Annotated in this window: 20 protein-coding genes and 1 riboswitch; of the genes, 14 read left to right on the forward strand and 6 right to left on the reverse strand. The window is 46.8% G+C overall.

Translation table 11 applies throughout. From position 1 onward, the window contains the following. Positions 1–287: 287 nt before the first annotated feature. The 3 genes from MKY85_RS00550 to MKY85_RS00560 form a co-directional block, all read right to left on the reverse strand. The gene (locus MKY85_RS00550) at positions 288–722 is read right to left on the reverse strand and encodes a C40 family peptidase (RefSeq protein WP_342573239.1); all 435 of its coding nucleotides are present in this window, start codon (positions 720–722) and stop codon (positions 288–290) included. 39 nt (positions 723–761) lie between these two features. Then, positions 762–899: riboswitch (cyclic di-AMP (ydaO/yuaA leader) on the reverse strand. A gap of 245 nt (positions 900–1144) precedes the next feature. After that, entirely contained in the window at positions 1145–1996 is an 852-nt protein-coding gene (locus tag MKY85_RS00555; RefSeq protein WP_339238973.1) for a hypothetical protein, read from the reverse strand. 10 nt (positions 1997–2006) lie between these two features. After that, positions 2007–3998, reverse strand: coding sequence for a M1 family metallopeptidase (locus tag MKY85_RS00560; RefSeq protein ID WP_342571545.1), 1992 nt, complete (start codon positions 3996–3998; stop codon positions 2007–2009). A 101-nt stretch (positions 3999–4099) separates the two neighbouring features. Between MKY85_RS00560 and MKY85_RS00565 the strand changes: the two genes are divergently transcribed. Beyond that, a complete protein-coding gene (locus MKY85_RS00565; RefSeq protein WP_253428974.1) occupies positions 4100–4603 on the forward strand; it encodes a YwhD family protein in 504 nt (167 codons plus the stop codon). Between the two features lie 198 nt (positions 4604–4801). Here MKY85_RS00565 and MKY85_RS00570 read toward each other — a convergent pair whose 3' ends face one another. Continuing rightward, positions 4802–6880 carry a PBP1A family penicillin-binding protein gene (locus MKY85_RS00570; protein WP_342571546.1) on the reverse strand — a complete coding sequence of 693 codons (2079 nt, stop codon included), beginning with the start codon at positions 6878–6880 and terminating at the stop codon, positions 4802–4804. Between the two features lie 412 nt (positions 6881–7292). On the opposite strand from MKY85_RS00570, the gene speE reads away from it, so the two are divergent. Together speE and speB are read left to right on the forward strand one after the other, a co-directional pair. Continuing rightward, a complete protein-coding gene (gene speE / locus MKY85_RS00575; RefSeq protein WP_017691306.1) occupies positions 7293–8120 on the forward strand; it encodes a polyamine aminopropyltransferase in 828 nt (275 codons plus the stop codon). 14 nt (positions 8121–8134) lie between these two features. Further along, positions 8135–9004: an agmatinase gene (gene speB, locus MKY85_RS00580; RefSeq protein ID WP_278297424.1), complete on the forward strand. Its 870-nt coding sequence runs from the start codon at positions 8135–8137 to the stop codon at positions 9002–9004. A gap of 426 nt (positions 9005–9430) precedes the next feature. Here speB and MKY85_RS00585 read toward each other — a convergent pair whose 3' ends face one another. After that, positions 9431–9562 (reverse strand): hypothetical protein, encoded by a 132-nt coding sequence (locus tag MKY85_RS00585; RefSeq protein WP_017691304.1) that lies wholly within the window; start codon positions 9560–9562, stop codon positions 9431–9433. Between the two features lie 620 nt (positions 9563–10182). Between MKY85_RS00585 and MKY85_RS00590 the strand changes: the two genes are divergently transcribed. The 5 genes from MKY85_RS00590 (at position 10183) to argS (ending at position 15706) form a co-directional block, all read left to right on the forward strand. After that, positions 10183–11370 (forward strand): hypothetical protein, encoded by a 1188-nt coding sequence (locus tag MKY85_RS00590; RefSeq protein ID WP_342571547.1) that lies wholly within the window; start codon positions 10183–10185, stop codon positions 11368–11370. A gap of 218 nt (positions 11371–11588) precedes the next feature. After that, positions 11589–13070, forward strand: a complete 1482-nt coding sequence (locus tag MKY85_RS00595) for an alpha-N-arabinofuranosidase (protein WP_339238979.1) — start codon at positions 11589–11591, stop codon at positions 13068–13070. Next, positions 13070–13339, forward strand: coding sequence for a DUF6171 family protein (locus MKY85_RS00600; protein WP_237178610.1), 270 nt, complete (start codon positions 13070–13072; stop codon positions 13337–13339). The genes MKY85_RS00595 and MKY85_RS00600 overlap by 1 nt, the downstream gene beginning before the upstream one ends. A 265-nt stretch (positions 13340–13604) precedes the next feature. Continuing rightward, entirely contained in the window at positions 13605–14030 is a 426-nt protein-coding gene (locus MKY85_RS00605) for a DUF1934 domain-containing protein (protein WP_339238980.1), read from the forward strand. Then, the gene (gene argS / locus MKY85_RS00610; RefSeq protein ID WP_339238982.1) at positions 14027–15706 is read left to right on the forward strand and encodes an arginine--tRNA ligase; all 1680 of its coding nucleotides are present in this window, start codon (positions 14027–14029) and stop codon (positions 15704–15706) included. Before MKY85_RS00605 ends, argS begins: the two co-directional genes overlap by 4 nt. Positions 15707–15992: 286 nt before the next feature. Here argS and MKY85_RS00615 read toward each other — a convergent pair whose 3' ends face one another. After that, positions 15993–17147, reverse strand: coding sequence for a S8 family peptidase (locus MKY85_RS00615; RefSeq protein ID WP_339238983.1), 1155 nt, complete (start codon positions 17145–17147; stop codon positions 15993–15995). Positions 17148–17608: 461 nt separating this feature from the next. On the opposite strand from MKY85_RS00615, the gene rpoE reads away from it, so the two are divergent. From rpoE to rho, 6 genes are all read left to right on the forward strand, one after another. Continuing rightward, entirely contained in the window at positions 17609–18178 is a 570-nt protein-coding gene (rpoE, locus tag MKY85_RS00620; protein WP_062838121.1) for a DNA-directed RNA polymerase subunit delta, read from the forward strand. 454 nt (positions 18179–18632) lie between these two features. Further along, the gene (locus MKY85_RS00625) at positions 18633–20237 is read left to right on the forward strand and encodes a CTP synthase (RefSeq protein ID WP_339238984.1); all 1605 of its coding nucleotides are present in this window, start codon (positions 18633–18635) and stop codon (positions 20235–20237) included. A gap of 230 nt (positions 20238–20467) precedes the next feature. After that, a complete protein-coding gene (locus MKY85_RS00630) occupies positions 20468–20854 on the forward strand; it encodes a response regulator (RefSeq protein ID WP_339238986.1) in 387 nt (128 codons plus the stop codon). A 261-nt stretch (positions 20855–21115) separates the two neighbouring features. Further along, entirely contained in the window at positions 21116–21970 is an 855-nt protein-coding gene (fba, locus tag MKY85_RS00635; protein ID WP_091039193.1) for a class II fructose-1,6-bisphosphate aldolase, read from the forward strand. A gap of 147 nt (positions 21971–22117) precedes the next feature. After that, positions 22118–23371, forward strand: coding sequence for a UDP-N-acetylglucosamine 1-carboxyvinyltransferase (locus MKY85_RS00640; RefSeq protein ID WP_339238987.1), 1254 nt, complete (start codon positions 22118–22120; stop codon positions 23369–23371). Positions 23372–23840: 469 nt separating this feature from the next. Continuing rightward, entirely contained in the window at positions 23841–25166 is a 1326-nt protein-coding gene (rho, locus tag MKY85_RS00645; RefSeq protein ID WP_036607258.1) for a transcription termination factor Rho, read from the forward strand. Positions 25167–25213 lie beyond the last annotated feature (47 nt).

The following is a 25213-nucleotide window of genomic DNA, read 5'->3' on the forward strand; positions in this document are numbered from 1 at the left end:
GCAAGTCTCTCTTACCAGAAAAAAATATGAAACAAAAGTTCCGGTAATTCCGTTTATATTATAACAGGATGGGTAAAAACATCATAGGGCACGGACGAACGAGGACAAAATGAGCCTGTTGATGTTGCAGGATAGCCCCGAGCGTAACTTGCAATATGAATCAGGATGGAAGCACAAAAAAACCGCCGGATACATTCCTGCGGAGAATGTACCGGGCGGTTCTGTTATGCTTCTTGCTTCGTTACAGTATGGTTCATGGTTACAGTATCATGTTGCTCAGCTTGTCCCTAGTCAAGGGCCAGTGATTCATACGCGTCCGTGCTCATAATCCGTTTAGCGCCAACATAACGATTGGCCCAATAGCTTTCACTCAATGCACTGATCGTAACGCCTTTGGAAGAAGAAGAGTGTGCGAACTTTCCATCCCCTACAAAGATTCCTACATGGGATACGCCTTTACCTGTAGTATTAAAGAATACCAGATCGCCAGCTCTCATTTCCATGCGGGATACGGAATCGCCCATGTCGAATTGGGAACTGGATTGGCGTGCCAAATCAATACCCAATTTGTCGAATACATACCGTGTAAATCCGGAGCAGTCAAAGCCGTTAAGCGTTGTTCCCCCACTTTTGTATGTAGTTCCCATTGCTGAATCAATTACTGCGTCCATTTTTGAATCTGCGAATGCGCTACCTGCACCAAGCGATAATGCGAATGTGATGCTAAGTACAGCTGCGGTTAATTTCTTCTTGAACAAGAGATATTCCCCTTCCAACGCCTGCGAGGTTAGCTTAAGGATTCGGTTGAAGGTCCCCTATGATCCCTCTGTAGCAAGATCAATTCACCCATAACTGGTTCCCCCGCTTCCCAGGTGCCAGGAATTTGGCTATGCTAGTTATGCACCTGCGAAATCAAGAAATGACGATTTAATTTTAAGTAGTTACAAATATGAATGTAAAGATTACAAAGTTGTTACTAAAAACTCACTGCGATTATTGTAACAGAGGAGTACGTCTTTGGCAACGTTTAGCAACAAAATTAGCAAAAAAAACCTCGACCTTTGACGGGGAAAGGTTGAGGTTTGCCTATTTATAAGTACATAGCAGGCCATAAGTTTAACATGTGATGGTAACAATTTTTAAACTAAATGCTCTCACCTTTGGATACTTTGGACTGCCACAATCGGAAATGGCTGCATATTTTCCACAGACTCAATAGACATCTGGCAAGTGGATACGTCTGTTGTAGTATAAGTCCGGTAAGTCCCGTTAATAACCATGAGGCTGAAGTGAATGCCCCAAAGACGAGTAAGTGGACTCCGCCCAGCAGGAGAGCAATGCCGATAACGGCGATGAGATGACGCAGTGCAATCCAGAGTGCTTTGAGGGTGCCGTGAGCCCCGCCTTCTCCTTCTGGTGCCGACACACCGAACTGCATGTAGAGCATGACATGGTGGATGACCCATCCATATACAATCCAGGCAGCAACATAAGGTATACCAGGCAAAAGTAATTGAAGGGAATGAAATCCGTCCATGAGGATCGAGTAGAGCTTCGGTATGAGCCAGTAGGCGGGCAGAAGTATCAATAATGTACGTATGGTGTGCAGCAGCAGCATCGGTTTCCACAGTTTTTTGATTCCACGGACGAATGGGATGCGCTCTTCTGTAGAATTAAAGTGCTGAAGTGAGTAGAGCAGTCCTGCCTGAATAAGGGGGCTGATCAACATGCGAACCAGCAGCATGCCCCCCAGAATCCATAGATAACGATGAACCTCCGGATGGGTAGATAGGTTAAGTTGGCTTTCCATTTTGAACAAAAGTGTACTCAGTTCCCCGGCATCAGAATCTGGATAGCGCAGGAGGAGTGGGATGACTGCCGATTGTACCATTCGATAGAAGAAATATCCCCAAATGAGTTGATAAAGAAATAAGAGTGCCGCAATGAACATATGCTGACGGACGAGAAACCAGCCTTCACGTATTTTCGCTTTCACCGTTTCCACCTCACCATGACAGACCTCCGAATATGGCTTCTATTAGTTTGGTTACACTCATGCTCCAGCGGGACTTCGTCTGCTCATCCAGTCCGGATTTTAGGAAATTGTTCATATGGCGGTTCTCCAGCACGATCGTGTACAGGGGATCGGTCATGGCCCAGGCTACGGGGGATGTGTGCGTTAATTTATAGGTAATTCGATCTTCTATGCCATCCCATTGCTTGGTGAGGGTATGTCCGTCTTCAAAAGCAATGCGAACAGGAACGGCGTTGTAATCACTACCTTTTTTGACGATCGTCACGGATGACTCGTACCATGTTTGACCGTCTTTCTGTACAGGCGTAACACGAATCTTCTCTACAGCAAAGTCAGCCATTCCATTACCGTAGACGTATTGGTCAAAATAATCAGACCAGGACGTGCGGGTCACTTGTTCCACAACGTTCTGAAAATCTGCCGAAGTGGGATGTTTGAAGCGGTACTTCTTCACATAGGTAGAGAGAATGCGTTCCATCTTTTTTGTGCCGACTTGATGTTCAATACCAAGCAATACAAGCTTGCCACGTGTGTAGACATTGGCTGCATACTCATTCTGTGAATCGAACTTCCAGGATTCTTGTGTTAAGGATGAAGGAGACGTAATCAGGCCCGATTGTACCGGCAGATTCGGAATCAATCCGTATTCCTGCTCCATCAATTTGTCTTCTGCATAAGAGGTGAACCCCTCATCCAGCCAGGCTTCCTCGAATTCGTTGCTGGCAACCATGCCGTAGAAGTACTGGTGTCCGATCTCGTGGACTACGGTACGTTCCAGGTCATAACCTGGAGTAGTGTCATCGGCTCCAAAGGCCGTTACCAGCGTAGGGTATTCCATACCTCCAGCACCGTTCCCCGCTTTGGGTGGAACAACGATGGATAAGGTAGCATAAGGATACGGGCCAAACCATTTGCTATAATTGGATAGAGCGGCCTTCGCGGCGTAGAAATAACGTTCCTTCAGATCCTGATGAGCAGGATCCAAATATAATTTGATTCGTACACCAGGCACATTGGGTGCAGAGAAGGGTTCCTCGGCGTAGACAAAATTCGGTGAAGCTGCCCAGGCGAAATCATGCACATCATCGGCATAGAATTGATAGACTTTTTCTCCGTTCTTCACCACGGCTTGTTGTGTCGGAAATCCGGTAGCGGCAACTTTGTATGTTTCAGGCACCCGAATACGCACACTATATATACCGAAGTCGGCGTAAAACTCTGAATTGCCATGGTATTGGTGCAGATTCCAGCCTTCCGTTGTCCGTCCGCGCCTGCCCACAGGTTCATAGGCACTTAATTTAGGAAACCATTGACCTGCCATGACAAAATCATCAGCAGTTCCCATCCGGGCAAAAATCTTTGGCAGATTCACTTGGAATCGGGTGTGGAGTGTAATGCTTTCTCCGCCTTTGACGGGTTTGGGTAAGCGTACTTTAATGAGGGTGGTGTCCTTGATATTTCCGTCATCTGGTTGCACATACTGCATCCGGTGCAGCAGAGAGAGCCCGTCCTCCGTTTTCATTTCGGTAATATTCATGGAGCCATAACCGTTGGTAGGCATGACATCACCCCGAAGCTTTCCGCCGGATTCCTTCATAAAGGTGGTGTCAGCAGAAGAGAAGGCGTTGGGATACATATGAAAGTAAAGCTCGTTGACGGTTTTTTTACCTGGATGTGTCCAGGTAATCGTCTGAGTCCCTTCCAGTACGTTCCCTTCGATCAGTTTTACATCCATGTGATATTCCACAACACGGTTGCTGTACACTTCGGCAGTAGGGGTCTGTACACTTTCTGGAGGTGCTGGGGTTGGGGCTTTTGCCTTAGGCTTGCCCGATTCCGGGGCAAGTGTTGGCAATTCGGAATGAGTTGAGTGAGTATAACCCAGAGTGATCCATATCCCTCCGGCCAGCACACACAGGGCCAGGGATGCGGTGAGCCAGCTCTTGGCGCGTCGTGGAATCATCGATAAATACCTCCCGTTGACAAGCATCTACAGCATGTATATGTTTGCAATGGGCCGATTATTAGTTAAAATATTTGTATCAACCCTTGGAGGCTATAAACATGGACCAAAACGAGCAAAACGGCAAAAAGCAGATTGCCTTGAATATCGTTAGTGCAAAGAGCAAGCATAAAGGCTTCGGTGCAGGCTCCATTGATCTGAATAATCTATCTCCGGTCATTATTGACAATGGTGAAGCCAAAATTGATATTGGTGCGATGCATGCGAAGAGTAAAGTGGAGCGCAATATCAAGTTCTCGACGAATCGTGAAGATGTGCCCAACGGACGCCAAGTATGGCTGGTGTGGGTAGCTGTGGATCGCACGGAAGAGGGACAGCTGTATGGTGGAGCAACGGCATGTGAGATGTGGATCGATACAGAAGCGAGACGTGGATGGAAACTGCTGGCGGAACATGTGAATCGCATGGATTATGCCATGAAGCGCCGTTTCATGTTGGATGAGCTGGGGCCGGAAGATCGGGCTGCACTCAAGAAGCTGTTGATCTCACACAACGAAGAATGGTGGAATGCTTCTCCGGATGAATTGAAAGAAGCACTCGCTTAAGGCAAATCATTCAACACCGTATAAAATCAAAAAAGCAAAAGGACCCTTGACCGTAAAGTTCGGTTTGGGGTCTTTTGCTTGTGTATGATCTGTATTCATCGAACTGAATAATTATGAGTTTTCATCCGAAGTGAATTTCCAAATGCCTAATATAACGAGAGGTTACGGGTGACGCAACTAAGTCATCGTGCATTTGCGTCATTCTACCCACCAACGTTTGAAATCTCCCCACCAGGAATGTTTCTCTTCCTGTATGCCTTGTTGATTCTGTACCTCACGGGTCTTCTCATCTTCTCCAGGATCCGAATCATCCGTCGTACCGTGGCAGACCTCTGTGGGTTCAGTGCCATCAATAAAAACTTCCAGTCGTTTCTCTTCGCAACCATTGCCTGCCAGCTTACCGGATTCCGGGTCGATATAGACACTTACGACGTGATCAGGAACAGTGAAAATTTTGGGTGGTACGCTCGCAAGCGCCTGCTCTGTGAATTGGGCAAAGATTGGTGCCGCGCGGCGGCCGTCCGAAGTCGATATGGCTTTGCCTTGGTCATATCCAACCCATACGGCGGTAGAAAGTTCTGGTGTGAATCCAACGAGCCAGGCATCCGTGTTGGTTGTGCCTGTCTTTCCGGCTACCGGACGTTTAATTGTGGCAGATACCCGGTTACCGGTTCCTCCATTTTCGAATACACTTTCCATTAATCGAGTTAGTACATAAGCTGCCGCAGGTTCCACAACGGTCTCAGCCTTGGTTTGAGGCGATTCATAAAGTACACGTCCTGCTGCATCCGTCACTTGCAGAATGGCGACAGGCGGCGTCCGTTGTCCACCAGCAGCAATGACGGAAAAGGCCGACGCCATCTCCAGCGGGCTGACAGGTGACGTTCCCAGTGCGAGAGAAGGTACGGCGCTCAGGTTGCTCGTAATACCGAGGTTTTTCGCCATACTCACAACCTGCTCAGGACCGATCTGCATAATGGTGTTCACCGCATAGATATTGTCTGAAGCGGCGATCGCTTGTCTAAGGTCAATCTCACCCAGATACTTGTCTCCGAAGTTGCCGGGTTTATAGGTCTTACGGTCATTGTCGTAGTGAAATAGGGTAGGTTCACTATTAAATATGGATGCACTGGTGAGTTGCTTGGACTCCAGGGCAGCCAGATACATAATAGGTTTAAACGCCGAACCTGGCTGGCGCGTTGTCGCCAGTACATGGTTAATCTGATTGGTGCGGTAATTCTTGCCGCCCACCATGGCTTTAATGTAGCCCGTACGAGGGTCGATGGACACCAGAGCCGTCTCCAGCTCGCTTTTGGCATCCATACCCTTCGCTATGGCGTCTTCCGCTGCTTTTTGGACACGCAGATCCAGTGTGGTGTAGATGTTCAATCCTCCGTGATCCAGCATCGCTTCACTGATGCCCAGCTCTTTGATGGCCAGATTCCGGATATAGTCACGGAAATACGGGGCGCTTTCCACCGTTTTACGCTCACTTTCCGGTTTGAACACCAGCATTTGCTCATAAGCTTTATCCGCTTCAGCTTGGGTGATCTTGCCGATATCAGCCATGGCATTCAGCACGATCTTCTGCCGGTCTTTGGCGTTTTTCATATGGTTATAGGGTGAATAGTAGGTCGGTCCTTTCGGGATGCCTGCCAGCATAGCGCTCTCTGCGAGATCCAGCTGTTTGGCGGATTTGCCAAAATACATTCGCGAAGCTGCTTCGATTCCGTATGCACCATGCCCATAATAGATTTCATTCAGATACATCTGTAGGATTTCATCCTTGCTGTATTTCATCTCCAATTGCGCCGTATACATGGCTTCTTTTGCTTTGCGAGTCCATGTTTTCTCATGAGATAGATATAGATTGCGCGCCAGTTGCTGGGTCAATGTACTCGCGCCTTGCGACATCTGCATATGTTCGAGGTTAACGAGCACGGCCCGTCCCATTCCTTGAACGTCAAAACCGTAGTGATTATAGAACTTGCGATCCTCTACAGCCAGAGTGGCGTTGACGAGATTCGGAGCGATATCCTCCAGTTGAACTGGAACAGAGTCTTTGCCACCGGCGGAGAAGGTAGCGATCACTTCCCCTTGACTGTCCAGCAATCGGGAATTCCGATCAGAGTCTGCGAGGGGCAGGCTGGTTGCGTATAGGTAGACCAATCCTGCAGCGGTAGCAAGCATGACGAGCACGGCGAGCAGAGACAGGTTTTTAATGAATTTACGTACACGGAACCCGCGTTTGCGGGTCTTTTGATTTGGCTTGGTCATGGAACGGGCTCCTCTCTTTTCTTCCAGTATGGGACTTCATTGGCAGGGATATTCAATCAGGTACATAAGCAGACAAAATGTAGCGTTTTCGCCGGAAAAACCGTTTTGCAGTATAAACGTCAATCGCGTATAATGCAAAAGGGTAATGAAAAGGTAAGATTCGGCACAAGATACTAAAGCGCGTAAGGACGAACAGACGAATGGTCATTGATTCATTGATTAGTCAGACGCTCTGCACGCTCTGGTCAATTTAATCTATATAATGAAGTTAACCGCGGACTTTTCCCGCAGGCCAGCAATCATAACGTGATATGGCGCCGAACGCTGGACGTGCTTGGGCGAACCGATTATAGTGCATCGCACTTGATCGGGTATGGCTGATCATTAACTTTACGGAAAGAAGGTAGAGATTATGGAATTGTGGTTTACGGAGAAACAGACCCCGGTATTCGGGATCACCGCGAAGATTAAGCAGACCTATGTTACAGAGAAAACCGATTTTCAAGATTTGGCCATGGTAGAAACCGAGGAATTCGGTAACATGTTGCTTCTTGATGGCATGGTGATGACGACCGTAAAAGACGAATTCGTATATCACGAAATGGCGGCACATCCTGCGCTGAACACTCACCCGAATCCGAAAAAAGTTCTGGTTGTCGGTGGCGGCGATGGCGGGGTCATTCGTGAAGTGATCAAGCATGCTGCTGTAGAAAAAGCAGTTCTCGTCGAGATCGACGGAAAAGTCATTGAATACTCCAAAAAATATTTGCCTGAAATCGCCGGCAAGTTGGACGAGCCTAATGTTGAAGTGCTTGTCAACGACGGCTACATGCATATTATTGAACATAAAAATGAATACGATGTGATCATCGTAGACTCTACAGAGCCTGTAGGTCCGGCTGCTCCATTGTTTGAGCGCGGTTTCTACCAAGGTATCTATGAAGCGTTAAAAGAAGACGGAATCTTCGTTGCCCAAACGGACAACCCGTGGTTCAAGGCGGATTTGATCCAGAAGGTGAACAAAGACGTCAAAGAAATCTTCCCGATCGTACATGTGTACGGCTGTAATATTCCAACCTATCCAAGTGGTTTATGGACATTCACGATGGGTAGCAAGAAACATGACCCGCTCGAAGTGGATGAGACCCAAATCCCGGAGATGGATACCAAGTATTACTCTCCGCGTCTGCATAAAGCAGCATTTGTACTTCCTAAATTCGTGGAAGATTTAACGAAATAAAGGGGAAATCATTAATGAAACTGGATCAAGCTTATTCAGGAAACGTATTTATTTGCAGCTCTGAGGATTATGAGAACTCGAAAGCAGTTATCTATGGTATGCCCATGGATTATACTGTCAGCTTCCGTCCGGGTTCCCGTTTTGGCCCATCTCATATCCGTCAAGCATCGGTTGGACTCGAAGAGTACAGCCCATATCTCGACAAAAGCATCGTAGACATGACGTACTTTGACGCTGGAGACTTGCTACTGCCTTTCGGTAACGCGGGACGCAGCCTTGATGTAATTCATGAATACATCGGCAGTCTGCTTGCTGATGACAAGTTCCCAGTTGGTCTCGGTGGCGAGCATCTGGTTACTTGGCCAGTCATCCAACAAATGTACAAGAAATACCCGGATCTTATCCTGATTCATATTGATGCACACGCAGACCTTCGTGAAAATTATGAAGGCGAGCCATTGTCTCACTCCACGCCAGTGCGTAAAGCAGCTGAGTTGATGGGTGGCCAAAACATCTATCAGTTCGGTATCCGTTCTGGTTCCCGTGAGGAGTTCCAGTATGGTCGCGAGAACATCAACTTCTACCCATTTGAAGTGGCAGCTCCGATGAAGGAAGCTCTTCCGAAGATGGGCAACCGTCCAGTATATGTGACCATCGACATCGATGTGCTTGATCCGTCAGCAGCTCCAGGAACAGGTACAGCAGAAGCGGGCGGCATTACGTCCAAAGAACTGCTGGAAGCCATCCATATGATCGCCGGATCTGATGTAAATGTAGTTGGTTGTGACCTGGTTGAAGTAGCACCAATCTATGATCCCACACAACAGACACAGATTGTAGCTGCGAAGCTGATCCGCGAAATGCTGCTTGGATTCGTGAAATAACACAGAATAATTGATAAAGATAACGCTCTCTGTCTGCGCTGTTTCAAATTAGCGCAGGGAGGGCGTTTTTTTGTTCACGTTTATCCCTGTGTCCTCAACTATTCTAGCCTAAGGAACGGAATTGATTGTTGGACCAAAAGTATTCTGGCAAACCAAATAACGAAGTTAAATTAAGTTAAATTAACTTAACTTAATTTAACTTTTGGAAAGAGCTATGCTATACTGACTACATAAGTATTCAGTAGTATATTAATTGATATATTACATTCGTGAAGTATATGGTGATCGGGTTCGACCATATACTAAAAAAGAGTCTTCACCGCGCCAACGGCAAAGACTCTTAGGACCCGAAAGGCTGTGGATTGCCACGGCGCGCATGAACTAAATAATGCTATTCAAGCGAAACCCACCGTCAGGCTTCCGACCTTATGAGGTGGGTTTTCGCTTGCTACGAAACTTTTTGCGTAACCAACGGTAAAGCTTTCGTCCACTCAGTACAATACTGAGGATCGCAGCAATCCATCGGATCACATCAAGCAACGCCACAAGTTTGACCATCGACGTCACCCCCTCTCGGGAAGCTGCGCCGTGATCTGGAAAACATCCACCGTTATTCAAGAGTCCATAATATAGATTATAGCACGTATGTTCCTATGCCTCTACCATTTATTGCTTGTATCAGTACAGGCTCGCACATGCAGATATCTTGCCTTGGCATGAATCTATCACCACACTTATGTATAATATGGAAGTAGAGGAAGGTGAATATGTATGCGTGTGATTCGATCTCAATTGAGTATGTATCCCAAATGGTTTCCTGTAGTTTTTATAGTTTTTTTCATCAATTTTGTATTAGCAGTGACGGTATTTCTTAACTTCACGTTGATGTTGGCTAGCCTCGCGATGCTTTTTGCTGCATATAGTATTCGGGAATATAAATACAACAAAATATACTTTAGTTTATGCCTGTTCTTAAGTGTCAGTTTTGTTATCCTTGGTATAAGAACATTTCCCATGTAACTTAGAGTGCACTACGTTTAGTAATCAACCACCTCTGCCCGCATGATACCAATCATGGGTAAAGGTGGTTTTTTTCTTGCGAAATTGTCATCGAAGTGCGCCAGATTGTTACGTTATCATCACCCGATTTGGGTAAAACCATAGAAGGAGGTGTTACGATGACAACTAAGAGTACAGTGACATGGAAACGGATTGGTGCACTCGCATTATCGTTAACGCTGGCTTGGGGGATGGGACCGGTACATATGCTTTCAGGCGCAAACGCTGAATCCTCGCAGGATTGTGGAAAGGGAGATCACGGACTAGCTACTACACTGAAAAAAGGTAGCGGCGTGGAAGAGCAGCACCTGCAATTTACAGACATTGATTTTCTTAATGATACGACTGGACGAGCTGGGGGTGAAGGCTTCCTGATCGGAACCTCAAATGCAGGATGTACGTGGCAGTCCATATATACCGGGCAGTGGCAATTCACACAGCTTGATTTTCCGAATAATGTGAATGGATATGCGTTGGCACAAGTGAAAAATTCACCTGCAACCTATCTGATCCGTACCCATGATGGAGGATCGCACTGGACGCGGCTCGATACGCCGGGCATTCAATTCAAGCGAATCGATTTTCGCAATAAAGATGTAGGTTATGGTTACACCTATAATGGTGCATATCAGACGAAGGATGGCGGGGTAACCTGGAGCAAAATGAATACACCTGCCAACACGCGTGCAGCTGCCTTTATCACAGAAAAGCAAGGATATGCCGTGGTGGTTGTACCCGGATCGGGATATCATTTGAAGCAAACGAGTGATGGCGGCAAGAACTGGACAACCTCTCTTCGAGTTGTCTCAGACACATGGAGTGGAGCGGATCTCTATGCACATGGTCAGCAAGTGTGGGCCCTTCTGTATGGTGATGCAGGCATGTCCCAACAATCGTACTCCCTCTATGCGAGCGGCAATCAAGGTAAGAACTGGACCCAAGTATTTGCGCAATCCACAGCAGGAGGAGGTCCTGCGCCAGGTACAAACAGTACGGGTAAAGGAACCGGACCTGCCAATCCAGGTGGTCATCCAGGTAACATGGCGTTGATTGGTAATCAGACAGCTTATCTGTCTGCAGGTTCACCAGCAGCTGGTAAAGTGGGTATTGGACGTTCTTATGATACAGGTTCCACGTGGAAAAACGTTGACTTGAAAGATCCGGGGTACAGTTCCCGTATCTCTTTCCCATCGGCCAAGACGGGTTGGCTCGTCGTAACAAGTGATAACTCCCCTGCGATCTATCAGACTACTGATGGCGGAACAACGTGGACACAAAAAATGTTGTTGCCTTCAGAGCAGGATTAAATAGCCTGTTAATCTGAAATAACAACAGAGCAAATCCAAATTAGAAATGAATGATAATCAATCTGGTATGTCTCTGCATGGATATCTATAATGAATAAGCCTCTTCCTGGCTAATGATGTGGGAAGGGGCTTGTTTGTGTAGAAATAAAAACGGTTGAAACCTGCTTTAAAACAAGTTATTGTAAGCGATAACAATACATTATATGGAGGTTGAAATCATGGTTGATGTTATTCTAAAGGCAGATTCAGACCAAGGATTAATAAATCGCAATATATATGGTCACTTTTCCGAACACTTGGGACGTTGTATTTATGAGGGGCTGTGGGTAGGAGAAGATTCACCTATTCCGAATACGGATGGAATTCGAAATGATGTATTGACGGCCTTGCAGAAGCTTAATGTTCCAGTCCTTCGTTGGCCGGGCGGTTGTTTTGCCGATGAATATCACTGGAAAGACGGTGTGGGTCCGAAGAGTGAGCGTGCTCGTATGATCAATACGCACTGGGGTGGTGTGGAAGAGAACAATCACTTTGGTACGCATGAATTCTTGAGATTATGTGAGTTGCTCGGCACCGAGCCATATATCAGTGGCAACCTGGGTAGCGGAACCGTGCAGGAAATGCAGGAATGGGTGGAATACATTACGTTTGATGGCGAGTCTCCTATGGCGAACTGGCGGAAACAGAATGGCCGGGAAGAACCGTGGAAGCTGAAGTATTTTGGCGTGGGAAATGAGAACTGGGGATGCGGCGGGAATATGCGTCCTGAATATTATGCGGATGAATATCGTCGGTATGCTACATATGTACGTAATTATTCCGGGAACGAGATTTATAAAATCGCTTGTGGCCCGAACGATAGTAACTATGAATGGATGGAAGTGTTGATGCGGGAAGCTGCCCGTTTCATGGATGGCATCAGTCTTCATTATTATACAATTCCGACAGGTGTGTGGGAAGACAAAGGCAACGCTACCGGTTTTGGAGAGGCTGAATGGTTTACCACGTTAAAGAAAACGCTGTTTATGGATGAATTGCTTGTGAAGCACTCCGAAATTATGGATAAATATGATCCAGATGGCCGGGTGGGTATCATTGTAGACGAGTGGGGAACGTGGTATAACGTCGAGCCGGGAACCAATCCGGGCTTCCTCTACCAGCAAAATACGATGCGGGATGCAGTTCTTGCAGCGGTGAACCTTAACATTTTCAATCAGCATAATAAACGGGTACAGATGGCGAATCTTGCACAGATCGTCAATGTGCTTCAATCGCTTGTGCTCACGGAAGGGGACAAAATGCTCCTGACACCTACGTATCATGTATTTGATATGTATCAGGTTCATATGGATGCGCAGCGGCTGGATTTGAATTATGATAGCCCTGGGTATACCTTCGGTGAAGACACCATTCCTCAGCTCAGCTTATCAGCGTCCCGCAACAAGGATGGGGTCATTCATGTGACAGCTTGTAATCTGAGCCACATCGATGAATTGGAAGTTGTCTGTCAGCTGGATGCAGCTCAAGCGGCTAAAGTATCCGGGCAGATTCTGCACCATACTGATTTTGGCGCATTCAATACCTTTGAACAGCCGAATCATGTTCAGCCTGTGGCGTGGGAGGGACTCACACTGGAGAATAACACCTTGCGTTTTGTTCTTCCTCCAGCATCGGTTGGGGTCATCGCTATAGAGGGATAATGATGAAAAGGCAGGAACCTTGCAAGGGTTGCAATGATCAGTATGATGTGAAGATTAGCGATGCCAAAATGGCCAGACTTGTTGAGATTGCTTCACGCTCGCGTCCGACGGTACAGGATGAGGAATACGAGCGGCGGCTATCCATCTGCTCTGCCTGTCCGGGATTGCAATATGGCACGACTTGTCGGCACTGTGGCTGTCTTGTACAGGTGCGAGCGAAGCTGAGCGAGTCGACATGTCCTTTTCCTTATGAATCACAATGGGCCTGATCGGATGAATGAATATTACTATAATGAAGCAAAAGGGAGCTGCACTTTACAGGTGTAGCTCTTCTTTTTTGGCTTGATGAGGAAAAAACTCTGAATTTGGATTTGAATTGAGCGAGGGAACTGGATATAGTTATACAGTAGAGTGTAGGATAGCGAGCTATCCGGGAATATGAGCGCGTATAGCGACACAACAATACGGGAAGGGCTGTTCTCACCGGCCGTGCCTGATTTTGCGTCGCCTCGAATATAATGGAGGTTAACATTCATGTCGAACATGCGACCGGTACACATCCGGCTGCACAGCCGTTATGAAGGTGAAGATGTGCTGCAGGAAATGCAGGGTGAAGCCGTGTTGAAAGGGTCTGTTCTTTATGTTCGTTATGAAGAACCGGAGGTTGGACCCGAGGGAGGCACAACTCGTACCACATTGAAGCTGGGTGGACAATCCATCAAGATTATACGTCATGGTGAAGTGGAATCGGAGCAGACTTTTGAATTGAATCGGAAGCTTCCTGGTTTCTACCGATCACCATACATGTCGTTTGCCCTGTCCACGCATACACAGAAGCTGGAACTTTCCATTCAGGGATTGAGCGCACGCGCAGCGTGGAGCTACGACTTTTACCGCTTTGATGAAGAATCCGGACATTTCGCGATTAGTTTGCATATACAGGAGGAACCAATTTCATGACACGTAATCCATTAGATACGATTAACGAACGGGTAAGCACGGCCATCGGCAACGCCATTGTGGCGGCCGGAATTGTTACACAGGAAGAATTGCCAGCCATTACATTGGAAGTACCGCGTGAGAAGACACACGGGGACCTGGCTACCAATGCTGCCATGCAGCTGACCAAGATTGCCAAGCGCAATCCGCGCCAGATTGCTGAAGAGATCATTGCCAATCTGAATCTGGCTGAAGCAGGAATCGAGAAGGCTGAGATTGCCGGTCCAGGATTCATTAACTTTAAGTTGGACAAGAGTTACCTTTATCCAGTACTTGCGCTTGTGCAGGAGCAGGGCAAAGACTACGGAAGAATTAGCATCGGAGAAGGGCGCAAAGTCGAGATGGAGTTCGTCAGTGCCAACCCAACAGGCAGTCTGCATCTGGGTCATGCCCGTGGAGCGGCTGTAGGTGATGCTCTATGTAACATCCTTGACTACGCTGGATATGAAGTAACCCGTGAATACTACATTAATGATGCAGGTAATCAGGTGTTTAATCTGGCTCGTTCCATTGAAGCTCGTTATCTGCAAGAGCTGGGTCAGGATGCTGAGATGCCTGAAGATGGTTATCACGGTGAAGATATTAAAGGATTTGCCAAGCAACTCGTTGCTGAAAAGGGTGATGAATTGCTGTCCATGCACCCGGGTGACCGTGCAGCTTATTTCCGTGACTTTGGACTGGAGAAGGAACTGGACAAGATCAAACGTGACTTGAATCGCTTCCGTGTTAACTTTGACATCTGGTTCAGCGAGACCTCCCTGTATGACAACGGAGAAGTTCTGCGAGTGCTTGATGAATTGCGTGACCGCAATGAGATCTATGAGCAAGATGGAGCAACTTGGCTGAAAACGATGCAATACGGTGACGACAAAGAACGTGTGTTAATCAAGAACGATGGCACGTATACTTACCTGACGCCAGATATTGCTTATCACCGCGACAAATATGCGCGTGGATACGACACGATGATCAACATCTGGGGTGCGGATCACCATGGTTATATCCCCCGGATGAAAGCTGCGATGCAAGCACTGGGCAATGACCCTGAGAAACTGGTCGTTTTGATTGCACAGATGGTGAGCTTGTTCCAGAACGGCGAGAAAGTGAAAATGTCCAAACGTACAGGTAAAGCTGTAACGATGGAAGATCTGATGGATGAAGTGGGTATTGATGCCATCCGTTATTTCTTCACGATGCGGAGCATGGACTCCCACCTGGACTTTGACATGGACCTTGCAATTTCGACATCCAATGAAAATCCGGTATTTTATGTACAATATGCGCATGCACGTGTATGTAGCGTATACCGTCAGGCTGAAGAACAAGGAATTGAACTGCTGCCACTGGCACAGATCGACCTGTCTAAGCTGACAACAGAGCACGAGTATGACCTTCTTCGCAAAATGGGAGAACTGCCTGAAGAAATCTCGGCAGCGGCAACAGGATATGCGCCTCATCGTATCATCCGTTATGTATACGAGCTGGCATCCCTGTTCCACAGCTACTACCGTGCAGAACGTGTCATTACGGAAGATGCGCAGCAAACTCAGGCACGTCTTGCACTGATTGGTGCTGTACGTACCGTTATTGCAACGGCGCTTCGTCTGGTAGGCGTAAGCGCACCAGATAAAATGTAAATTCCAGGCTTGCGGCCTGCCGCCGCTCCGCCTCAAGCAAAAAGTCTCCATGTCCGCGTTGTGTCTTCAACGTGGTACATGGAGACTTTTTTTTGTTTTGTACCCGGAGCTGAAGAAAACGAATTTCCCTATCTAAGGTACGCTAGCCTCCCCAGACATCACAGCGGGTGCCACTTGAGGATTCAGCCGCAAGCAAGATCCCTTCGCACATTCAAGTCGGGGGTGGGTTACTGTGATTCGCCAAACATCAATCAAACGAGTTCTGCTAATGGTTAGCATAGCCTACTCACTCTTCGCCCTCCTGCATTAGCTTCAGGGCGTCAATCTCACCGCCACGTATTTTGGTTTTCGCTGTGGTAGTCTTGCGGGCTCGCAGTGGGATCGTAGCACGTTTGACGAGGGTCTTGATTTCACTGGGGGATAATCCCGGATGCTTAGCAAGCAGCAAGGCGATAGCACCGCTCACATGCGAGGTTGCCATGGAAGTGCCGCTCATCTCGTGATGCTTGCCTTGCACCCATGAGGAGACAATCTTATCACCAGGTGCATAGACATCCACATATGCGCCACGATTGCTGAAGGAAGCAATACGTCTGTTTTTGTCAGTTGCTCCGACGGATATGGTCTGCGGATAACGTGCTGGATAATCAATACTGCGTCGTTTGCCATCGTTTCCTGACGAAGCAACAATGACAATTCCGGCATGGTACGCACGATTGACAACATCAAGCAGCGCCTTGCTGCGTGTTTTCATGCCAAAGCTCATGTTGATGATATCGACCCTGTTACGCACACACCAATCGATGCCAAGCACAATGTCGGATACATAAGCCGATCCGTTGTGGTCGAATGCCTTCACGGGATAGATCAGGGACCGTGGAGCTACACCAATCATGCCTGCGGTGCTGTTGGCTGCGGCGATGGTCCCCGCAATGTGGGTGCCGTGTCCATTATCATCATGAGGAAGCAGGCTGCGGTTTAACAGATTGATTCCGCGTGCCAGGGAATATCGAAGATCAGGATGGTGATAATCAGCACCTGTATCAATTACACCGATTTTGATCCGGTGCCCGGTAGATACAGACCATACTTTGGGTGCCCGAATCTGCTTCACTCCCCAGGGTATGCCTTGGGCATTGCTCGGTTTGCTGTGGAGCGCGGTGGCGTGAAGGGAGATGGGGGTGTCTTCTTCAATCGTAATCTCATCCCCATAGCGGTATAAATCCTCCGGGCGTTGTACTGTAGCGATAATGGAACGAGCTAGTCGCGAGGAGCGGACGGCCCCAAGGTCGGTAAATTCATTCCGCATTCGGGATAATTCCACGAGGCAGGCCTCGTACTGCTGCGGTTTGGCAAATCGGATCAAATATCGCCCTCCCTGTTCTGGTTCAGGGCGTCTCATTCCGTCAATTAATTGATGCAATAAACCAGTATAGTCCATAATGGGCAGCCCCCTTCGGGATGAACATGCTGAGGTATTCTATGAATGCGCTCATCCCGCCGCATGGGGAACTTGCCCTTTTTTTATAAAAACACATTCACTTCGTGTCAAAACGGGCGCAGGGACATATGATGGATGGAGAGCTAGAGGGCTCTTGCGGGGAACCTGGTGAGGAGCAATCCTTCAAGGGTATACAGTCAAAAGGCGGAGGGGACTCCGTCTTTTTTATTATGGAGTTGTCTCTTTTGCAATGAAGGACACGTATGAGTTTAATCTCGTATCGCGTTGAATATATTGGACAGATTGGAGCTGCTCTCCGTATTTGCGTCACATCCGTACATAAAAACTTGCTTTTTAACGCTAAATAGGTTTTACTTAGGTTTGTTAATGGATATGTTATACGTAACAGTCCAGTTCGTAGGGGTTAAAAAGTGAATTTTGTGTGAGAGGAAGTGTCTGCAGTGAGTACCTCGCTCAATTTGAAAATTGATAAAGAAAAGGTAAAAGAGATCCCTTTGGTGGACCTTGCCTTTATGGTGCTGAAAGCGGCTAATACGCCGTATTACTATCGTGACTTGATGAATGAGGTAGCGAAGCAGCGCGGAATGACTGATGAAGAAATCAACGAGTTTATCGCCCAGCTATATACCGAGATTAATATCGATGGCCGTTTTGCTTGTGTCGGTACAAGTCTGTGGGGCTTGAAGCGCTGGTATCCGGTAGCTGGAACAGAAGATTCCATGACGGGTGCGAAGCGTCCGCGTATCATCAACGATGAAGATGATGATCTGGAAGATGAAGACTTCGGTGAAGAAGAAGATAGCTATAACAGCGATGAAGACTTCGACAGCACGGATAAAGACGAAGATGAAGACGAAGAAGATGAAGACGAAGATGACATCTTTGATGAAGAAGACAGCGAAGAAGAAGTGCTGGTCGAAGATGACGATCTGGAAGATGAAGACCTCGAAGAAGACGAAGAAGAGTCTGAAAACGAGGATGAATTTGACGACGATTCTGATAATCGGTAGTCATTTTTGACGTCTATAATTTACCCGTTTCCCCGGAATAGTCAGCCTTGACAGCAGACGGGGTAACGGGTAAACTATTGCATGGGCTTATGAATGAGCGACAATATATTTATGTTTTTTATAGAAGGTGCCCCGTCCTGCGGGAGTACTTTTTTTTGTATTTTTAGAGGCATAATTTTGCAAAATAATTTCCTTTCCGTATGCTCCCGGCCAACATTTCGTGGCCCGTTTTTGTATATCAAAAACACTAAATGAAATGAAGGCTACCGGAATATTTGCACCATTTTTTTGCTGTAAAACAACGTGTATTTAAACCGTCTTCGCAGAAAGAGCAGTTCGCAGATGCAGGGAATTTCTGCCATTGCTCTTTTTAACGATGATTACCTGGGAAACAGGTTACGATAATACCATATATCGCCTGAATTTCTGTACTTATATTAGGAGGGTAATAACAGTGACAAAGTATATTTTCGTGACGGGCGGAGTTGTGTCCTCCCTGGGCAAAGGGATTACAGCTGCTTCGCTGGGCAGATTGCTGAAAAACAGAGGGCTTAAAGTAACCATCCAGAAATTTGATCCGTATATCAACATTGACCCGGGGACTATGAGCCCTTATCAGCACGGCGAGGTTTTTGTAACGGATGATGGCGCGGAAACGGATCTGGACCTTGGCCACTATGAACGTTTTATTGATATCAATCTCTCCAAAAACAGCAACGTCACGACTGGTAAAGTATACTCTTCCGTCATCAGCAAAGAGCGACGCGGGGAATATCTGGGCGGAACGGTACAAGTTATTCCACACATTACGAACGAGATCAAAGAGCGTGTATTCCGCGCTGGACGTGAAGCTGGTTCAGATGTGGTTATTACGGAAATTGGCGGAACAGTGGGCGACATTGAGAGTTTGCCTTTCCTGGAAGCCATTCGTCAGATCAAGAGTGATGTAGGTCGCGACAATGTGATGTACATTCACGTAACACTTATTCCTTATATCAAAGCAGCGGGTGAAGTGAAAACAAAACCAACACAGCATAGTGTTAAGGAACTGCGCAGCATCGGTATTCAACCGAATGTGATTGTCTGCCGTACGGAGTATGAATTGTCTGACGACATGAAAGCCAAGATCGCTCTCTTCTGCGACATTGATGAGAATGCCGTGGTTGAATGTCGCGATGCAGACACCTTGTATCAAGTGCCTTTGAACCTGCGTGAAGAAGGCTTGGATGAGATTGTGGTAAATCACCTGAAACTGACTACTCCTGCACCGGATATGAGCGAGTGGGAAGGGCTGGTTGACCGGATCAACAAGTTGGAGCATACGGTTGAGATCGCTATTGTTGGTAAGTATGTAGCGTTGCATGATGCATACCTGAGTGTTGTTGAGTCGTTGTCTCATGCTGGATTCGCATCGAATGCGGATGTGAAAATTCGCTGGGTTCCTTCTGAAGATATTACGGATGAGAATGTAGGCGACCTGTTACATGGTATTGGCGGTATCCTTGTTCCTGGCGGATTCGGAGATCGTGGTATTGAAGGTAAAGTATCGGCAATCCGTTATGCTCGTGAGAAACAAATTCCGTTCTTCGGTATTTGCCTGGGTATGCAGGTTTCCGTTATTGAATATGCACGTTCCATTGTTGGTTTGAATGGTGCGAACAGCTCCGAGATTAATCCGGCTACCGAATTCCCTGTAATCGATCTGTTGCCTGAGCAAAAAGATATCGAAAATCTGGGCGGTACGATGCGTCTGGGTCTGTATCCTTGTAAGCTTCAAGAAGGTTCTTTGGCGATGGCTTGTTATGATGACGAGCTGGTGTATGAGAGACACCGTCACCGGTATGAGTTCAACAACGAATACCGTGAAGCGATCGAAAAAGCAGGACTGGTTATCTCGGGTACATCCCCGGATGGACGTCTGGTTGAGATCGTGGAACTTCCAGGACACCCATGGTTCCTGGCGGTACAATTCCATCCGGAATTCACTTCCCGTCCGAACCGTCCGCAACCATTGTTCCGTGAATTCGTGAAAGCTTCATTGGAGAATGCAAAGAAATAATCATGTTTTAGCGTTGACGTAATAGATATTGGAGGATGTTCATGGCAACCGCAGAGGTTGCTGTGAACATCCCTTTTTTTTTGCGTAAAAAGCAGGCTGAAATGCTTTTTGTCATTTTGTGAAAGTAGCAGGATTTTAATGGAAGAGGTAGAATACTTATCATGACGACTATGGGATAGTTATCCAGATTCAAAGACGTATATGCTTTCCTAATTCTAGGGGGTTACAGAGTGGAAGATAAAAAAGTTTTGATTGTTGATGACCAGAACGGAATCCGAATCCTATTAATGGAAGTGTTCAGCAGTGAAGGGTATAACACCTTTCAAGCACCCAACGGCAAGGTTGCTCTGGAGATTGTAAATAATGACAAGCCTGACCTGGTATTGCTCGATATGAAGATTCCCGGGATGGACGGTCTGGAAATCCTGAAGCATATTAAAGAAATTGATCCGGGGATCAAAGTGATCATGATGACCGCTTATGGTGAACTGGACATGATTAAGGAAGCTACGGATCTCGGAGCGCTCATGCACTTCACGAAACCGTTTGATATCGACGAGATGCGAGTGGCTGTGAATATGCAGCTTCGCAATGGTACTGTCAATAAATGCAGTTGAATCCTGTTGATACAGGATTTTTTTGTATGCGGACAATATAGGTGGTACTTGATGGGGAGAATGGGGTATTTCACCGCTTTATCCGGGGAATATTGGAAATGGGCAAGTTATAAAGCGGTGTCTATGAAAACTGTGCTGCAAAGCACAGCATTTTTGCAAATGCTTGTTTAGTATTTGACATGGGATGTGGTATAATAAGGCCGTATGTGATTTCGGCTAAAAACCATAGACACAACCCAAACCCCTAGGAGGATTGAAACCATGCCATTAGTATCTATGACAGACATGTTGAACAAAGCACTTGAAGGAAAATATGCAGTTGGTCAATACAACATCAATAACCTTGAGTGGACTCAAGCGATTCTTGGTGCAGCTGAAGAAGAAAAATCCCCAGTAATCCTGGGTGTATCCGAAGGCGCAGCACGTCACATGGGCGGCTTCTACACTGTAGTTAAAATGGTAGAAGGACTCATTCACGACATGAAAATCTCCGTACCAGTTGCGATCCACTTGGACCACGGTTCAAGCTTCGACAAGTGTAAAGAAGCGATCGATGCTGGATTTACATCCGTTATGATCGACGGTTCCCACCACTCTATCGATGAAAATATCGAAATGACTAAAAAAGTTGTTGAATATGCACACGCTAAAGGCGTTTCTGTAGAAGCTGAAGTAGGTACTGTAGGCGGACAAGAAGACGATGTTATCGGCGGAATCATGTACGCTGACCTGAACGAGTGTATCCGTATCGTTAAAGAAACAGGTATCGACACATTGGCACCGGCTCTTGGTTCCGTACACGGTCCTTACCATGGCGAGCCTAACCTGGGCTTCAAAGAGATGGAAGAAGTTCGTGACGCGGTACAAGTTCCACTCGTATTGCACGGTGGTACAGGTATTCCTAAACACGACATCGACAAAGCCATTTCCCTGGGTACATCCAAAATTAACGTAAACACAGAGAACCAAATTGCTTTCTCGAAAGTGGTTCGTGAAGTACTTGCAGCTAAACCAGATGCTTACGATCCACGTACATTCATCGTACCAGGCCGTGATGCAATCAAAGAAACCGTTAAAGGTAAAATCCGCGAGTTTGGTTCCAACAACAAAGCGTAATTTATCTTTGCCAGTTCCATACTGTGAAATGGAAGAACACCGCCTAGCCGGTGTCTTTCCATTTTCACACCTTATTTCTACATCGGAAGCCAACAGCACGTATTGCCGTTCATCGGCTGCAAAACACGTAGGGGGACATTAAGCTTTATGGAAAAATTGATGATTAGTGGCGGACGTCCGTTACAGGGAACTGTAACTATAAGCGGCGCCAAGAACAGCGCCATTGCGCTTATTCCTGCAGCATTGCTTGCCGAGTCAGAAGTCGTGTTGGACAACCTGCCGCTTTTGAGTGATGTGGCGGTTTATGCAGAAATTTTGGAGGAACTCGGAGCACGTGTAACTTGGGAAGGCAGTCAGATGAAAATTGACCCTTCTGAGATCAAATCCATTCCTATGCCGAATGGTCCCGTGAAGAAGCTTCGCGCTTCGTATTATATGATGGGTGCATTACTGGGACGTTTCAAAGAAGCAACGATAGGTTTACCAGGGGGCTGTAATTTTGAGCCTCGTCCAATTGATCAACATATCAAAGGTTTTGAAGCGCTTGGCGCAACCGTAACGAACGAACATGGCTCCATTCATTTGCATGCCAAAGAGCTTCGCGGCGCAAAAATTTATCTTGATGTAAGCAGTGTGGGCGCAACCATTAATATTATGCTGGCGGCTACTCGTGCCAAAGGCTCTACAATTATCGAAAACGCGGCTAAAGAGCCTGAGATTATAGATGTAGCAACACTTCTGAATTCCATGGGTGCCAGCATCAAGGGTGCAGGTACCGAAACGATCCGTATTGAAGGGGTCTCGGAGCTGAAAGGCTGCCGTCATTCCATCATTCCGGACCGTATACAAGCGGGAACGTATATGATCGCTGCAGCGGCGACGCGTGGAGATGTTCTGATTGACAATGTGATTCCCAAACATCTGGAAGCTTTAACGGCAAAGCTGTTGGAGATGGGTGTTGGCATTGAGGAATTGGATGAAAGTATACGTGTTATTGGCAAACCGAACTATAATCATGTTGACGTGAAGGCGCTGGTGTATCCTGGTTTTCCGACGGATCTTCAGTCACCAATGACCAGTGTATTAACACAGGCAACCGGTGTAAGTGTCCTGAGCGACTTTGTATACAGCAATCGGTTCAAGCATGTGCCTGAGTTGGTACGGATGGGCGCAAAGATTCGAGTAGAAGGACGGTCAGCGATTATTGAAGGCAGTGCATTAAACGCGGCCAAAGTAAAAGCATCCGATCTTCGCGCTGGTGCAGCGCTGGTGATTGCAGGTCTCACCGTCAGTGAAGGTGTGACTGAAGTAACTGGGGTTGAATATATTGACCGTGGTTATGATCATCTGGTGACTAATCTTCGTTTGCTCGGTGCAGATGTATGGCGGGAAACGGATTAATTAATAGGAAGCATGATGCATGATTCAGTCCTACACATGTTTATTTTAACTGAACTGCATATCTTTTCGGTGATTAGGTAAACCTGTTTTAATAGAGTTCTCAGTCTCTCCGGCATAAGACGAAATGTTACTGTTTCCTTTACCGGAGGGTCTTTTTTTGAATTAAACTTCATATGGCTGTAAGAACATCATTTCTCATCCCCAACCCCCGGTTTTGTTTGAACTGCGCTCCATAGCCGGTCTATCCGGATTGATCGCCTCAATGCATCGTTCACTCAATAGCGGATCATGCCGAATGTTGGCCATCCCACCCGGAAACTTACACTCAAAGACAAGTATTTGCATTATAACGGTTACATTCCGTACAATGGACAGAAGAGATTGTGGCAGATGCTGCGCTCTATAGCCGGAACATCTAGCGAAACTATCCATTTCACACGGACTTATTAATTGAATAGGTGGTTATTATATGGATCTACAAATTTCCGATTTGGAAGAAATGAAACTAACGGACCTCTACAAACTGGCCAAAAAATATCAGATACCTTACTATGGTACGTTAAAAAAGAAAGAATTAATCTTTGCTATACTGCGCGCACAAGCCGAACAGAGCGGTCTGATGTTCATGCAAGGCGTACTCGAGATTTTACCTGAAGGTTACGGATTTCTTCGGCCGATTAACTACTTGCCAAGTACAGAAGACATCTACATCTCAGCTTCGCAGATTCGCAAGTTTGACCTAAGAACAGGTGACCTCGTATCAGGTAAATGTAGAACGCCTAAGGAAAACGAGAGATACTTCGGTTTGTTGCAAGTCAACGCTGTAAATGGTGAGAATCCATCGGCGGCTGCAGAGCGACTTCACTTCCCGGCACTAACCCCACTGTATCCGCAGAAAAAACTGGTTCTCGAAACATCCCCCAACCATTTGTCCACACGAATTATGGATGTGCTCGCCCCGGTAGGATTGGGACAGCGCGGATTGATCGTAGCACCTCCCAAAGCGGGTAAAACGCTTCTCCTCAAAGAAATTGCCAACAGCATCTCAACTAACAATCCTGAAATTGAACTGTTTGTCCTGTTGATTGATGAACGTCCAGAGGAAGTAACGGATATGTCGCGTTCGGTAAAAGGGGAAGTTGTGGCTTCGACATTTGATGAACTGCCTGAGAATCATATTAAAGTGGCGGAATTGGTACTTGAGCGTGCGCTTCGTCTCGTTGAGGCCAAAAAGGATGTTGTTATCCTGCTGGATAGCATTACGCGTCTTGCCCGTGCATATAACCTGGTTATTCCACCATCCGGTCGTACACTTAGTGGTGGTATTGATCCGGCTGCATTCCATCGTCCGAAACGTTTCTTCGGTTCTGCCCGAAATGTGGAAGAAGGCGGAAGCTTGACCATCCTGGCAACGGCATTGATTGATACCGGATCGCGTATGGATGACGTCATTTATGAAGAATTTAAGGGTACAGGTAATATGGAGCTTCATCTGGACCGTCGTCTGGCAGAGCGCCGCATATTCCCGGCAATCGACATTCGTCGTTCAGGCACACGTCGTGAAGAAGTATTGCTTAGCAAGGAAGAGTTGGATACAATCTGGGCGATTCGTAAAAACATGAATGATTCCCATGACTTTGTCGAAGGATTCCTGAAGAAACTTCGTAACAGCAAGACAAATGCAGAGTTTTTGGCGGCATTTGATTCGGCTGGTAATAGCCCGACAAGCAATTCCGGGACAACAACTACCCGTCGCTCACCTAGACAGACAGCTACATCAGGTACATCGACGTAAGTGTCGTTCGACTAATCATTTTCTTTTTGCAGCACTGCTGTGAATGT

The sequence above is a fragment of the Paenibacillus sp. FSL R5-0749 genome, assembly GCF_038595085.1.
In the GTDB taxonomy this organism is placed as follows: Bacteria; Bacillota; Bacilli; order Paenibacillales; family Paenibacillaceae; genus Paenibacillus.

Excerpts from the sequence above, each read along its gene's own strand:
- MKY85_RS00615 (WP_339238983.1), bottom strand. The coding sequence starts at position 17,147 with ATGGACTATACTGGTTTATTGCATCAATTAATTGACGGAATGAGACGC.
- MKY85_RS00560 (WP_342571545.1), bottom strand. The coding sequence starts at position 3,998 with ATGATTCCACGACGCGCCAAGAGCTGGCTCACCGCATCCCTGGCCCTG.
- MKY85_RS00590 (WP_342571547.1), top strand. The coding sequence starts at position 10,183 with ATGACAACTAAGAGTACAGTGACATGGAAACGGATTGGTGCACTCGCA.
- MKY85_RS00595 (WP_339238979.1), top strand. The coding sequence starts at position 11,589 with ATGGTTGATGTTATTCTAAAGGCAGATTCAGACCAAGGATTAATAAAT.
- MKY85_RS00605 (WP_339238980.1), top strand. The coding sequence starts at position 13,605 with ATGTCGAACATGCGACCGGTACACATCCGGCTGCACAGCCGTTATGAA.
- fba (WP_091039193.1), top strand. The coding sequence starts at position 21,116 with ATGCCATTAGTATCTATGACAGACATGTTGAACAAAGCACTTGAAGGA.
- argS (WP_339238982.1), top strand. The coding sequence starts at position 14,027 with ATGACACGTAATCCATTAGATACGATTAACGAACGGGTAAGCACGGCC.
- MKY85_RS00565 (WP_253428974.1), top strand. The coding sequence starts at position 4,100 with ATGGACCAAAACGAGCAAAACGGCAAAAAGCAGATTGCCTTGAATATC.
- MKY85_RS00585 (WP_017691304.1), bottom strand. The coding sequence starts at position 9,562 with ATGGTCAAACTTGTGGCGTTGCTTGATGTGATCCGATGGATTGCTGCG.
- MKY85_RS00640 (WP_339238987.1), top strand. The coding sequence starts at position 22,118 with ATGGAAAAATTGATGATTAGTGGCGGACGTCCGTTACAGGGAACTGTA.
- speB (WP_278297424.1), top strand. The coding sequence starts at position 8,135 with ATGAAACTGGATCAAGCTTATTCAGGAAACGTATTTATTTGCAGCTCT.
- MKY85_RS00570 (WP_342571546.1), bottom strand. The coding sequence starts at position 6,880 with ATGACCAAGCCAAATCAAAAGACCCGCAAACGCGGGTTCCGTGTACGT.
- speE (WP_017691306.1), top strand. The coding sequence starts at position 7,293 with ATGGAATTGTGGTTTACGGAGAAACAGACCCCGGTATTCGGGATCACC.
- MKY85_RS00600 (WP_237178610.1), top strand. The coding sequence starts at position 13,070 with ATGATGAAAAGGCAGGAACCTTGCAAGGGTTGCAATGATCAGTATGAT.
- rho (WP_036607258.1), top strand. The coding sequence starts at position 23,841 with ATGGATCTACAAATTTCCGATTTGGAAGAAATGAAACTAACGGACCTC.